Origin of the sequence: Collinsella aerofaciens, from assembly GCF_040926265.1 — a bacterium.
GTDB classification, from domain to species: Bacteria; Actinomycetota; Coriobacteriia; order Coriobacteriales; family Coriobacteriaceae; genus Collinsella; species Collinsella aerofaciens_BB.
This window is the reverse complement of sequence record NZ_JBCOIL010000009.1, coordinates 1-12,519: the sequence shown is the minus strand read 5'-3', so window position 1 is coordinate 12,519 and position 12,519 is coordinate 1. Positions and strand designations below refer to the sequence as shown.

The window sequence follows — 12,519 nt, the reverse complement described above, 5'->3', positions numbered from 1 at the left end:
GTATACTGCTCAAGAAGAGATCTCTTTGTCCGGGCGCATCTGTATTTCGGACATGTGTAGTGTGGTGCCGCGTATATCGCATTCGAGCAGACAGGTGCGTGACGGTCGCCCTAGGATGCTGAGGTCGATACGATACGTCGCATGGCTGTCCGTGTACTTGACTTGCTCGGCGTTGAGGGTTGCTCCGATTGTCAAGAAAGCGCCTAGTTCGGCATCGACAATCTTGGAGTCCTTTATCTTGACCTTGAACTCTTGGTAGAGGGACGGGCTGTTGTAGTAAATGGTTCGAGTTCCGTCGGTGCACTCATCGGTCGCTTCCCATTTGACGATGGGCTGGTCCGAACTGGCTATCAGCAGTTCTGCTCCAAAGGCTATGGCATGGGTGATGACAACCAGCAATGCCCAGCCGACAAAGAGATAGAGAACCACATATGCAACGGGGTGTTTTGAGCGGATGTTTTGGAGCGCGTTGGGGGCATTCATGGGGCACCTCCAAATTACTATCTATGGCAATCAAATTATACCCTGCCGCCATGTGCGCCGCCTCGAGCAGCGGTTCGGCATTTAGCTATTTAGTGGCGCACATGAAATGCCGGATTCGGCTCTACTAGATTGAGTGTGCGATATTATGCAACCTTGCATAATTCGACCTTGCATAATCTTTGAGTGCGGTTTGTATTGGAGGACATGTATATCGACTGAGGTAACACGTCCGCCCCGCTCTCTCGCCGCGCGCCGTGGTACGATTTTTGAGTTTGAAAGTCCCGCCGTGCTCCGGCTGCCCTTGCAGCTCGGCGTGCGGCCGCACGTAAAGGAGCCATCATGGCCGGTATGAACATGCAGCAGATGATGAAGCAGGCTCGCAAGATGCAGGAGCAGCTTGCCGCCGCGCAGGAGAACCTCAAGTCCCAGACCGTCGACGCCTCTGCCGGCGGCGGCATGGTCAAGGTGACCGTTAACGGCGAGATGGAGCTCGTCAACCTCACCATCGATCCCGATGCGCTCGATCCCGAGGACGTCGATATGCTGCAGGATATGATCATGGCTGCCGTCAACGAGGCCGTCCGCGGCGTCAACGAGCTCGCCAACAAGCAGATGGGCGCCATCACCGGCGGCCTCAACATCCCGGGCATGCCGTTCTAAGACACGCATATATATGAGTGCCAACCACAGTCTGCAAAAACTGCTCGATGAGCTGGGCCGTCTGCCGGGCATTGGTCCCAAGTCGGCCCAGCGCATCGCCTATTACCTGTTGGAGGCCGACGCCGAGGAGGCGCGCCGCCTGGCCGAGGCCATCCTGGAGGTCAAGCAGGAGGTCCACTTTTGCAGCCGCTGCTTTAACTACGCCACGGCCGACGAGTGCTCCATCTGCCAGGACCCGATGCGCGATACCACTCGCATTTGCGTGGTGGGCGAGCCGCGCGATGTCCAGGCGATCGAGCGCACGGGCAGCTACCACGGCCTCTACCACGTATTGGGCGGCGTGATCAGTCCCATGGACAAGATTGGCCCCGAGCAGCTGCACATTCGAGAGCTGCTGGCACGCTTGGGCCACGAGGACATCCACGAGGTCATCATCGCCACCAACCCCAATATTGAGGGCGAGACCACGGCGAGCTATCTGGCCCGTACCATCAAGCCGTTGGGCGTCGAGGTGTCGCGTCTGGCAAGCGGCCTTCCCGTGGGCGGCGACTTGGAGTATGCCGACGAGCTTACGCTTGGCCGCGCCATCGAGGCCCGCCGCGCGATTTAGGTGGCGAGCCTGCTCCTGCCGTATGTTTTCCTCGCGACGCACGGGGTAGTCATAATTTCCCCGTGCGACTGTGAGTTTGTTGTGCAACAAAGATGCTTCGTATCCGCTTATCGCATGGACGCTTCCGCTCGCATCCTTAATTTGTCCATTCGTTGCGCAGCCTTTTTGGTTCGCTGATACACTCAAATATGGATTCGAATGAATGCGCCGCTCCCGAGCGGCGTGTTTTTGTTGGAGGAGAACGCATGCGGCCCGGTGGCACTCAGACAAAGCGCGGCGCCGCGGTGCGCATACGACGCCGACTGGGCTTGGCGCCGCGGGCGTACGCACTGCTATCGTGCTCGCTGGTGCTGGTCATAGCTGGCGTTTCTGCCTATGGCATGACCGTGCCGTCCATGATGCAGGCGCATGCCGCACGCGAACCGCGCGTGGGGCATGAGGTCAAAAGCGATCTGGGCACCACGACTGGATATGCTTGGGCAAGTGTGGTCGGGCATATTGTGTTTGGCACCGACGATGCGGACGGCGCCGAGGCCCCGGACAACGAAGTCACGCTTGCCAATGGCAAAACCATCGTGCTCACCAACACCAAGATCATCGATCGATTGTCCAACAATAGCGTGGCGGCAACGGTGAATAAGGTCGAGCAGCAAAAGGAGCAGGACGCCCAGCAGTCCGGAAAGCCCGGTAGCTCGGATACTTCTGGCTCCGGCTCGGATTCATCGAGTTCGGGCGGCGGCTCTGGGTCGGGTTCCTCTACCGGAGGGCCTGGAAACGGCGGCTCGACGGGCGGCAACACTGACAACGATGCAAACTCCGGCGGCCTTTCCGCTGCTGAGGAAGAGAGCATTCACAGTTGGCTTGTGACCAAGTACAACATGCTCGACGGCTATGTTTCTCGTGCCAATGACGTGGTCTCGACCTATAACTCTACGGGAGATCCCAGGCCGTGCGACAGCCTGGTCGGGGAGATGTTTGTCATTCGAGCCGAGTTCGGTCGTCAGACATTCTCGCCCCGGTCAAGGTGGTATCAGCAGTATGCCAATCTGTGGGGCTGTTACACCAACCTATGTCAATGGGTCGGCCATTACGGCGATGATGACGTCGCGCTCGGTAACTTCAACAATAGCGTGGCGGCGCTTGCCCTATGATGACCGATCTTGCATCCACCACACCACAATCGCTCGGTCGCGATCCCATGGTCGGCCTGCGCCTGGCGCGTGTCGACGGGTTTGAGCCGGCCATTGCGCTCGGTCAGGACGAACTGCCTACCTATCTGCGTCGTTTTACGATGCTGTTTGCCGACGATGCCACCATGCGCCGTGGCGGTTTCGGCCGCGTGACGCGTGCCGTCAACGCCCAAGGCGAGGCAGTGGCACTCAAGTAGCTCATCTTGCCGACGCGCGATGAGTTTGATGACGATGCCGCTCACGAGGCGCTGGTCGCCAAGTTCAAGGCGGCGTTTCGCGAGGAATACGAATGCCATCGCGCCCTTTCGGGCCTTAAGGGCTTTCCCCGCCTCTATGGCTGGGGCGAGGTCGACGGTGTGCCTGCAATTGTCATGGAATGGGTCGAGGGCGAGACACTTGCCCGCTTGCGTTCGCGACTCGCCGTGGACGATGCCGGACGCCTGTCGCCGCTTGTGGCGGCGCGTCTGGGTCGCGACCTGTTCGATCTGCTCTGCCGTATGAGCCTGGTGGGCGAGGGCTTTGTCCATCGCGATATCTCGCCCGCTAATATTATGGTGCGTACGGCGCGTCTACCGCTTGACCGGCAGCTTGCCGAGGGCACCTTTGACCTGTGCCTGATCGACTTTGGCTCGTCGCTGGCGCTCGAGCCTGCGTCGGCCGTGGCCGGTACCGGCGGCAAGGCGTCGTTTACGGAGCGCTATGCCACGCTGCGTCGCGCGACGGTTGCCTATGCCCCGCCCGAGATGCTCACCGACGATATTCCCGACCTGCGCGCTTTGCGTATGTCGCCGGCGATTGACGTATACGCCGCGGCAAGCACGGTTTACGAGCTCATTGCCGGCGTCGCGCCATACGAAGCCGCGCCGAGTACTTCGGGTGCCTCGGGTTCGCGCAAAAAGACGCGCGACATCGCGAGCCCCTACCGTCTCAAGATGGACACGCGGCCCGACTATCCCATTGGTGCCCATGCGCCCGGTTGTGATTTGACTCAGTTGCTTCGTCGTGAGCCCGATGTGGCGCTCGCCGCGGCCGAGCAGGCCCAGCAGCTAGGGCTTGAGCCGGATTCCGAAGAGCTACGCGATGCGCTGGCGTTTGTCGATGCCCAGCTGTTCGACGTGGTGATGGCCTGTCTGTCCAGCCATCAAAAAGATCGTCCCGAGCCGGCGGCGGTCGAGGCGGCGCTCTCGGCGTTTTGTGACCACTATGCGCAAAATGTCGGTCGTTCGCTTCGCGGCGAGCCGCTCACGCCGTGCCCCATGGATGCGTCTGGCCGCGCGGTTCGTCGCGCGCTGATGGTCGGCGCGACGGTCGTCTGTGGCGTGGTTTGGGCTGTGGTCGTGGTTTCGGCCGCGCTGCTGGCGTCGGGCGCTCGCGTGACGGCGACTTTGGGATCGCTCGTGTGGTCTGGGTCGCTACCGGGTATTATTGCCGCACTGGCGTTGGCGCTGCCAGGCATAGCCGGCGTTGCCGCGGGGGCACTTGCGCGCGATCGGCGCTCGGGCTTCCTGCAGGGTGTGCTTGCGCTTTCTGCCTGCGAGGTTCCGGTGCTGGTTGTGGCTGCATGTAGCGTTTTTTCCCAACGCGCCGTGATGGGCGGCCTTGTTGCCGCTCTGGTTGCAACCTATACGCTTACGTGGTTTTTGCTTGCGATGGGCTTTGCCTTTGAACTTCCCGTTTCGGCACCGCGACGCACAAAAGCCCAGATGGCGACTCCGCTTGCCGGTGGAGCCGCAGCTGTCCGTACTTTTGGCGGACCTGTCGAAGTATCGTCCGATTCTATTTCTACGACCAAGGAGGCCTAGGTCATGGCATCTCAAGTTGAGCTCACCCCATGCGGGGCCATGTTTGACATCTTTAAGCGCGCAGCGCATCTGAGCCATATCGAGCTGTGCGGCTTGGTGCTTTCGTCCCGTCCGCTCGCCGACGGCCGCAGCCCGCAGAGCCGAGCCGCCGATCGCTCTTGGGTTTCCCGCTTTATCGTTCGCGCGCCGGTCGGCACGCTTCAGCAGCGCTACTTTGCCGAATACGGTACCTCGGCTGCGCGTATTATGTCGCAACTGGCCCTGCGCCAGCGCAATCCCATGGACTCCACGGCTGTGATCAATATGGTGTGCGGTCCTGCAGGTGAACCGATGGTACGCGCGCTCGAAGAGTGTCACCAGGACACGAATCTCTATCGCAACGCGCTCGATCGCCTGTCCCAGGCGGCAGAACTCATGCCCGCCGAGCGCGCCGAGGCCGTGCTGGTGCTGTTTGTCGCCGTCGGTTGTTCGGCGGATGTGCGGTCCTCGGTGAACTATGCCATCGACTACGCGCACGCGACCTGTGGCGGAGGCACATCCACGCCTCGTTCGCTTGGCATGTCGATGACCGCGGGCGAACGCGAACCCGCCCCGGCGCACCCCTTGGGCTTGCTGCGCATACAAAACAGTTTTGTCGTGAGCGCCCCGCGCTGGATTCAGCCGAGTGAGCAGGGTGTTGAGATTGGCGCGCTGGCCACTGGTGAGGGCGATATTACCGACGTCGGCGACGATGTCTCGGCCCGCCATGCCCATATCTGGTGCGATGCTCAAAATATCTGGCACGTCGAGGACTTGTCGTCCACCAACGGAACCGTGGTGGTAAACGGGGCCACGCGCGTCTGCATTCAGGTCGAGCCCGGCCGTTCCGCCCAACTCAATCCCGGCGACGAGCTCAAGCTCGGCGAATCCACTACCTACGCCATTCTCTTCGGTGCCCTCTAGCCGGCAGATAGGGACGTTTCTTTTCTGCCGGCACTTGGGGACACTCCTCGGCGCGCCAGAGCCGGTCGCCTGGGGGTGGAGAGGCCATTTTGGCCCTTGGCGGTCAGTCGGGGCGAAACTAGAAGATCTTTCCGATTCGCGGCTGTTCATGCTTGTAGAGCATCTAAAACAATAGGATGTTATTCTGGAATATGCCGGGTGCGTGAACTTGCCTGTCTTAGCCTTAATAAGGTATAGGGGAGTTTGGCTCAGGGGTTCCGTCTTGTTCTTCAGCGCAGTATTGTGGGACAGATTTGCTGAGATTGGCGCCTTACACCGCAGAGCGCACGGAAGGCTCTCGATTTGTGTTCTGGCCCCAGAATACAGGGCCTGATACTTACCAACTGTGGCATGGATGTAACATCTGTAGAAATCAACCCTTTTGTTGTCGACCTTTGTAAGAAAAACACTGCCATCAACTCTTTGGATGACGAAACTAGGGTGCTTGAGGGGAGCCTTTACTCCCCTCTGAGAGATGACTCATGTTTTTCGCTTGTCGTTGTGAATCCTCCGTTACTGCCGATTCCGGATGAGATTCCTTATCCCTTCGTTTGAGATGGAGGACAATCGGGTCTGGATAAAACACTTCGTATTCTTAAGGGTGGCGATACGCATTTAGAGAAAAACGGTAAATACTGCTAATAGGGGTGACGACGATGGTGCAGGGGCGACCCGCGATGCTCTCATCAATACGTCGGATACTTGGGAAATCAGGTCTAGATGCATGTATGATGATGCTGTGTGGCTATTCAATTAATCCGCGTTCCGAATGGGTGCAGGGTATAGCTGCGACATCGTATGCTTTTGACCCGGCGCGATACTCAGATATTTCTGAGGCGGTTGACGAAGTTTATACGCACTATGCCGCGCAAGGCGTTTCGGAAGTTTGCACATCTACGTTACGGGCTTAGGTTTCTTCAAGCGAGCAGGCCGGTTGCGTTATTTCGAGCGATTTTTCTAGTCTAGACGACAAAAGGCAAAGGATTTGATGGGTATAAAACGCGGACGTTTGTGGGCGGATGCTCAAATCTATTGTGACAATCGGGCGGTTGAAAAAGATATTTCAACCGCCCGATTGCCAGGTTCGTCGGAGGAGATGTCCGATTCCGACTCTCTTGTAGGAAGAGCTTGAGATCGTATTGGCCCAAGGCAATCTTAAAGCAGTCTCATTGGCAAATCTTCGCTCCTGTTGTGTTGAGGTGTAAGGTATCAGTGATTGATGTTTTGTGGCGGGTAGATTGGGGCCTTCCTTGATTCGATGCGTTCTCTCGAGGTTCATCAGAGCAAAAGGGGCTTTCGTCTTCATTGCTATCACGGTGATTGGAACCGCTCTCTCCTATGCCATGCCATACGTGAACGGGAAATTCTTAGATTTTCTTCTCGGTAACCGCAGCGAAAGAGACGCCGTACTCTTCGCGCTCCTGGTTGCGTCAATAGGAGTTTTCTCCACCCTCTTTACTTATTTTGCAGGAACACTTTCCATTCGCATAACCACGAGACTTTCCTTTGATCTTCTCAGGGAGGCCGTCTTGCGTTTTGAAAGAGACGATTACTTGGTGAGTCGGACCATCGATCCAGCCTATACAACGCAACGGATTATTTCCGACTCCAGCGTGGTCTCATCCTTCGTTTTGGCGAATTTTATCAGTGCGCCGCTGTCCATTGTAGCCATTCCCATCGTATTGCTTATCATATGGTCAATTGATTCAACTCTCGCGGTGTTTTCCATCATTCTCCTCATCGTGTATTTCTGTGTAATTACTGGGTTGAGGAAACTTTTGTATAGGGTCACGTATGAGAAGAAAGAGGCGGACAGCGCCTTTTACGCCGCAATTGCATCGCAGCTTAATCAGATTCTCAACATTCAACTGACATCTTCGTACGGCAAGAGCGAACAAGCGCTCGACGCTGGGTTTAAGAGCTATTTTCCCAAAGTTTTGCGCTCCGGAAAGCTATCATATTCTCTGACATCGCTCGATGGTCTTTTCGCAGCGTTGTTTCAAGCGGTGATACTTGTTGTTTCCGGAGTACGAATCATTAACGGAACTATGTCAATAGGCGAGTACACTATCATCGGTACATACTTCGCGGTTCTCTTTAAGACTTTGAAAAGTATGATGTCATTGTTCAAATCCTATCAAGATGCCAAAGCATCATGGGATAGGACGGCTATCGCGACGAGAGAAAAGGAGAGATCGGGGTGGAATCGGACCGATTTAGCTAAACTCGATGAAATAAATGACATTTCGGTATCTGATTTGGAATTCTCGGTTGCCCTTCCAGACGGATCTGTCCGAGAGGTCCTCGGCGGGTTTTCTTTCAAGTTTTCCGGTCCTGGTACATATTGCATAGTTGGGGAAAACGGAAGAGGCAAGACGTCACTTCTTTACTTGATGCTCGGGCTATACTCATCGAAAGGCAAAGTAAAATACAACGGCGTGCCAATCGAAGAATGCGACTTGGATTACATACGTGCGAGAGAGATATCGTGCTGCCCACAGTCGTGCTTCGCGCCGGACGAAACGGTGAAAGAGCTGTTAGAGTATTTCGACACGCCCTTTTCTTCCTATCACCGGGGTGTAGATGGCCTACTTTCGCTGGAAAACAGCGTGAAGGAGTTGCTCGGGAAACGTTGCTCCGCGCTTTCGGGCGGTGAGCTGCGCCGAGTGTACTTATGGTCGGCGATTTCACGCAAGTCGTCAGTTTTGGTACTCGACGAGCCCACGACTGGGTTAGACGCTGTAAGCCGCGCCGAGCTTGCGGCCTATGTTAAGCGCAACAAGCAAAGCCAGCTGATCATCGTTGTCTCTCACGATGACGAGATGGTCGGCGCGGTAGAAGGGGTAGTGGATTTAGGCAGCATGTACCAGGGTAAATGATGACAAGTGTAGTGCTACCCAACTGGCAGAGATAACAAAAAGGCGATGCAGATGCACGTAGCATTCAGGCGGTTCGGACTCGGTGCCTTCACGCCATCGCAACGCTTTCAGATATAGTTCTCGTTCTCTTACTAAAGGAAACTTTAGTCTACGTCATCTTGTCGAGACAGAGGTGAAGCGAAGTGTTGTCGCGACGTATCTTATTCCAGGTGGCTCAGTATCAGCGTGAGAATCGCACCAAAGTGTACTTACGATTCTCGTGTCCCACGGACAACATGAGCTGAGCATTGAGGTTCCACCCTTTGCTGCAACTACACGGGGTTGGACGGCAATGAATATGCCGGGCCGCATACCACGCGCAGCGGGGGTCCATGTCCCAGTATGTTGCCTACAGCAGCCTCGATGTCCACGCACACATCATCTCTGCCTTCGCGTTCAATCCATTTGCCGGAGAGTGCGAGGGCTGCCAGGCCGTAGAATTCGAGCCGAACAAATGAAATGCGGTATCAGCGCATAGGATTAAACTGACGATTGCTTTGCACTGAGAATACGCTTGGAAAGCCGCTATGGGTGGCGGCCCGGGTTAAATAGAGAAGCCCGTCCGATCACTTTCATGTGGCGAACGGTCGGGCTTCTTATTCCACTTGCCAATGCTCGGCTCATATTGGAAGAAAGCTACGCTAATGTTTGCGTGACACTCCTATTTTCTCCGAAGAAAGAGTCGGATAATGAAGAATAGAATTAAAAAAGGTGCCAGATATAACGCAAGTATAAAGGCTAATCCAACGAGACCTTGCAATAATGGCATAACTCCTCCCAGACACGAGATTTTGGTATTTGTTCCCATCTTATTCTGAATTGGACCAAATAGTTCCTAGCCACAAAACTACTCGTCAACTGGATCGCACCAATCTGCTGGCAAAACACAGCTTGATTCTTTATCGACATAGCACCAATCCGCAACAGGGCACTCGGCGATGTCGTAAAAATTGCATATATCAACTCCAAGACAACAAGGCTCAACGGGAGGATGTTCATTTGAACCAACAGGATGGATATGCTTCATAACAGCTCCTCACCTTAATCCAATTAGAGACTACGTTTGATCAATGCCACAGTGATCTACAACGCAGATGCTGCCGCCATCCATGTCATAGTCGCAGTAATCGTATGCACCACAGCCATCTGCTTTATCATAAACAGTACAGATGTCAGTAATGCCCAAGAGGCAGTCAAAAGACATCGGCTTCACGCCTGCCTCGTCGCCACTTCCTGGATTAATCGGATGAATATGCTTCACGACTACCTCCCTTTGAGTGCAGAAAAACCTCAATATTGTGTATAACAAACCAAGATGTCTAGTTCACCATATTTCTAGAATGGTTTCGGCGAACGTAGCAATAAGCTTCGCAGACGGTAATCAGAAGAACGAACACCTCCACAATGGTGACAGCAATGCGCTGAACCGCTTATTCCGATACAGTAGCTTCTCGTTGATTTTTCTCCTGCGAAGATGAGTGGCGGGAAATAAGGTCAAAAGCCATCTCGTAGCACATTTTTCTATATTCACATGATGCAGGGTGTAGACTCTTGGGCAAGTAGCCGTGCTCGTCTGCAGCCTCCCAGCTACAGCCCCCACCACAGAAAGACCGAGCCCAACAGTCCGTACAGTCAATTCTTTTTTCGACACCCTGACTCCAGTTTTCAATATACCTAGTTTCGTCAATTCCGGTGACGATGTTGCCCATTTTGAATCGCATCATCCCGACAAACCTGTGACAGGGGTATACGTCCCCTTCGGGAGTCACGGAAATAAAACGCCTGCCAGCCCCGCATCCGACAAAGGCGATCCTGTTGCCCATAATCAAATCAACTGCAGTTTTCAATGTTCTAAACAAGGGCTTTTCCCCTTGATCAATCTGTTTGAGATATTGATCCGCCAAATCTATTAGGCCCGCCCTGATTTTGTTTAATGAGTGTTCGTCGAGTTTGATATTCTCATCGAATGAGCTCACGGGCGAGAAGTAAATCCTTCTGAAGCCCATCTCTTTAAACTGAAGATAGTCTTCAACAAGGTTACAGTTATTATTTGTTAAGGTCGCTCTTGCGCCGAAGGGGAACGACTCGGAAAAACGACGAACGTTTTTGTCGATATCGGAGAAAGAGCCGCCTCCCGTCTTGTACGGGCGCGATGCATCGTGCTTGCATCCTGTACCATCGAGACTAATCAGAACAGAAAACCCGTGCTCCTTGAAAGAATTCACAGCAGTGTCACTCAAAAGCGTTCCGTTGGTCGTAATAGAATAGGTAAAGTTTCTATTGGGGTATATTCTTTTTGAATAGTCGACCGTTTTCCATATCAGCGGCTCGTTAATCATGGGTTCCCCACCAAAAAAGACGATCGCAAGCGTTTCGTTTTCCGATGAACTTGCGACGAGGTAGTCGACCGCCTTGAAGGCTATCTCGTCTGTCATCAGCAGAGGAGACGTTCCATAATCTCCTTTACCGGCAAAACAGTAACTACAACCAAGGTTGCATGCATGTGAAACGTGGAGTTCGATGGATCTAAGTTTTCGAGGCGTGTCTTTTGTTAAGAAAGTCCGCTCAGACAATCGTTGATACTCATCAATGTCGTCTTCAAGTTCTGCTATGGTCGTTTGGTCGTAGCCTTTCGCAGCAAGTGACTTTGTTAGCAACTTCGAGTTGACCGTTCTTCCCGATGCTTCAAATATGCGAAGCGCATCTTCTGATGCTTGGTCAACCTGAAAGCAATTGCGAGTGACCTCATCGAAGCAGTAACGACGATCACTTACTGAGAAAAAATGCATACGTTCCTCAATTTCATGCTGGACTGGCACTAACCTTGTTTATTGTTGCGCAGCTATAAAAAACCACCAGCGGGGATTCGGTGTGCGGCCCAATCGGACTCCCAAAAGGTTCTATTTGAGACTGGCAAGCTTTGTGTTGTTGGCACTTCGACAGCGCTCTTTATTCCAACATGGAGCCTCGCAGTTTGAGTCGACTTGCCTCTGGAAGGTCCGATCTTAACTTGATTTAGGATGAAAACAGATTACAGGCGCGCTCCTCTAGAAAGAAAGGAAACCAATCGCCGCCTTTCACCAGGAAAGTTTTTATAGCCCACCTCGAGCAAAATGAAAGATGCGAGAGCGATTGGGGAACAACGCGAATCTCCCCTTTTGGGTGGGAGCGAGCCTTCAGCCACCGGCGAACGACTCGCCCTGGTCAGAATCTGGAAGTGGTGCCGGGCCGCTTGGGCCTCCCCGGTGACTTCGTGGGGCTTACCTGCCTGACGTCGAGGAGTACATCCGCAAGATTCGTTCCCTATGCCGTTTGCTCTCACGCCCGCCTTAGTTCCAAGTCGGGCGAGCCGCCGCGCTCATGCGACCCGTGGCGGCGACACGTCGACGCCGCGCTCGCTGAGCACATCTTCGGTCGCGGGCGAGCACGAGGTCGCGCCGGCGCATCCGCTGGGACTGCTGTGCGTGCAAAACGGCTACGTGGTGAGCGTCCCGCGCTGGATTCAGCCGAGTGAGCAGGGTGTTGAGATTGGCGCGCTGGCCACTGGTGAGGGCGATATTACCGACGTCGGCGACGATGTCTCGGCCCGCCATGCCCATATCTGGTGCGATGCTCAAAATATCTGGCACGTCGAGGACTTGTCGTCCACCAACGGAACCGTGGTGGTAAACGGGGCCACGCGCGTCTGCATTCAGGTCGAGCCCGGCCGTTCCGCCCAACTCAATCCCGGCGACGAGCTCAAGCTCGGCGAATCCACTACCTACGCCATTCTCTTCGGTGCCCTCTAGCCGGCAGTTAGGGACGTTCCTTTTAATATGAGCAGGACATTGTCAAGAGGCAAAATCGGGCCTGGCCCCAACGATATGGGGTCAGGC

At 54.8% G+C, this 12,519-nt stretch carries 13 protein-coding genes and 1 pseudogene; 10 read left to right on the top strand and 4 right to left on the bottom strand.

Features of this window, described 5'->3' with window-relative positions; all coding sequences use genetic code 11:
• Positions 1-9 precede the first annotated feature (9 nt).
• Complete coding sequence (locus AB5767_RS03990) at positions 10-483, bottom strand: hypothetical protein (protein WP_368132354.1); 474 nt, start codon at positions 481-483, stop codon at positions 10-12.
• Positions 484-822: 339 nt separating this feature from the next.
• Between AB5767_RS03990 and AB5767_RS03985 the strand changes: the two genes are divergently transcribed.
• From AB5767_RS03985 to AB5767_RS03945, 9 genes and pseudogenes are all read left to right on the top strand, one after another.
• Positions 823-1,143 carry a YbaB/EbfC family nucleoid-associated protein gene (locus AB5767_RS03985; protein WP_006235174.1) on the top strand — a complete coding sequence of 107 codons (321 nt, stop codon included), beginning with the start codon at positions 823-825 and terminating at the stop codon, positions 1,141-1,143.
• A gap of 13 nt (positions 1,144-1,156) precedes the next feature.
• A complete protein-coding gene (recR, locus tag AB5767_RS03980; RefSeq protein WP_006235173.1) occupies positions 1,157-1,753 on the top strand; it encodes a recombination mediator RecR in 597 nt (198 codons plus the stop codon).
• Positions 1,754-1,998: 245 nt separating this feature from the next.
• Positions 1,999-2,904 carry a hypothetical protein gene (locus AB5767_RS03975; RefSeq protein WP_368132355.1) on the top strand — a complete coding sequence of 302 codons (906 nt, stop codon included), beginning with the start codon at positions 1,999-2,001 and terminating at the stop codon, positions 2,902-2,904.
• Complete coding sequence (locus AB5767_RS03970; RefSeq protein ID WP_368132356.1) at positions 2,901-3,140, top strand: hypothetical protein; 240 nt, start codon at positions 2,901-2,903, stop codon at positions 3,138-3,140. Before AB5767_RS03975 ends, AB5767_RS03970 begins: the two co-directional genes overlap by 4 nt.
• A gap of 6 nt (positions 3,141-3,146) precedes the next feature.
• Positions 3,147-4,745: a protein kinase domain-containing protein gene (locus AB5767_RS03965; protein WP_368132357.1), complete on the top strand. Its 1,599-nt coding sequence runs from the start codon at positions 3,147-3,149 to the stop codon at positions 4,743-4,745.
• Positions 4,746-4,748: 3 nt separating this feature from the next.
• On the top strand, positions 4,749-5,687 hold the full coding sequence (locus AB5767_RS03960) for an FHA domain-containing protein (RefSeq protein WP_117648550.1): 939 nt from the start codon (positions 4,749-4,751) through the stop codon (positions 5,685-5,687).
• A 324-nt stretch (positions 5,688-6,011) separates the two neighbouring features.
• Positions 6,012-6,281: pseudogene (locus AB5767_RS03955) on the top strand (methyltransferase); the annotation flags it as partial.
• 695 nt (positions 6,282-6,976) lie between these two features.
• Entirely contained in the window at positions 6,977-8,605 is a 1,629-nt protein-coding gene (locus AB5767_RS03950) for an ATP-binding cassette domain-containing protein (protein WP_117564924.1), read from the top strand.
• Between the two features lie 371 nt (positions 8,606-8,976).
• Positions 8,977-9,102, top strand: coding sequence for a hypothetical protein (locus tag AB5767_RS03945; protein WP_346973816.1), 126 nt, complete (start codon positions 8,977-8,979; stop codon positions 9,100-9,102).
• Between the two features lie 389 nt (positions 9,103-9,491).
• Here the strand turns inward: AB5767_RS03945 and AB5767_RS03940 are convergent, their stop codons facing one another.
• The 3 genes from AB5767_RS03940 to AB5767_RS03930 form a co-directional block, all read right to left on the bottom strand.
• Positions 9,492-9,671 carry a hypothetical protein gene (locus AB5767_RS03940; RefSeq protein ID WP_147324165.1) on the bottom strand — a complete coding sequence of 60 codons (180 nt, stop codon included), beginning with the start codon at positions 9,669-9,671 and terminating at the stop codon, positions 9,492-9,494.
• Between the two features lie 30 nt (positions 9,672-9,701).
• Positions 9,702-9,905 (bottom strand): hypothetical protein, encoded by a 204-nt coding sequence (locus tag AB5767_RS03935; RefSeq protein ID WP_124785779.1) that lies wholly within the window; start codon positions 9,903-9,905, stop codon positions 9,702-9,704.
• Between the two features lie 169 nt (positions 9,906-10,074).
• Positions 10,075-11,433 (bottom strand): radical SAM/SPASM domain-containing protein, encoded by a 1,359-nt coding sequence (locus AB5767_RS03930; RefSeq protein WP_195622496.1) that lies wholly within the window; start codon positions 11,431-11,433, stop codon positions 10,075-10,077.
• A gap of 516 nt (positions 11,434-11,949) precedes the next feature.
• Here AB5767_RS03930 and AB5767_RS03925 point away from each other — a divergent pair.
• Entirely contained in the window at positions 11,950-12,432 is a 483-nt protein-coding gene (locus tag AB5767_RS03925) for an FHA domain-containing protein (RefSeq protein ID WP_215692837.1), read from the top strand.
• Positions 12,433-12,519 lie beyond the last annotated feature (87 nt).

Excerpts from the sequence above, each read along its gene's own strand:
- AB5767_RS03990 (WP_368132354.1), bottom strand. The coding sequence starts at position 483 with ATGAATGCCCCCAACGCGCTCCAAAACATCCGCTCAAAACACCCCGTT.
- AB5767_RS03985 (WP_006235174.1), top strand. The coding sequence starts at position 823 with ATGGCCGGTATGAACATGCAGCAGATGATGAAGCAGGCTCGCAAGATG.
- recR (WP_006235173.1), top strand. The coding sequence starts at position 1,157 with ATGAGTGCCAACCACAGTCTGCAAAAACTGCTCGATGAGCTGGGCCGT.
- AB5767_RS03975 (WP_368132355.1), top strand. The coding sequence starts at position 1,999 with ATGCGGCCCGGTGGCACTCAGACAAAGCGCGGCGCCGCGGTGCGCATA.
- AB5767_RS03970 (WP_368132356.1), top strand. The coding sequence starts at position 2,901 with ATGATGACCGATCTTGCATCCACCACACCACAATCGCTCGGTCGCGAT.
- AB5767_RS03960 (WP_117648550.1), top strand. The coding sequence starts at position 4,749 with ATGGCATCTCAAGTTGAGCTCACCCCATGCGGGGCCATGTTTGACATC.
- AB5767_RS03945 (WP_346973816.1), top strand. The coding sequence starts at position 8,977 with ATGTCCCAGTATGTTGCCTACAGCAGCCTCGATGTCCACGCACACATC.
- AB5767_RS03940 (WP_147324165.1), bottom strand. The coding sequence starts at position 9,671 with ATGAAGCATATCCATCCTGTTGGTTCAAATGAACATCCTCCCGTTGAG.
- AB5767_RS03930 (WP_195622496.1), bottom strand. The coding sequence starts at position 11,433 with ATGCATTTTTTCTCAGTAAGTGATCGTCGTTACTGCTTCGATGAGGTC.
- AB5767_RS03925 (WP_215692837.1), top strand. The coding sequence starts at position 11,950 with ATGCCGTTTGCTCTCACGCCCGCCTTAGTTCCAAGTCGGGCGAGCCGC.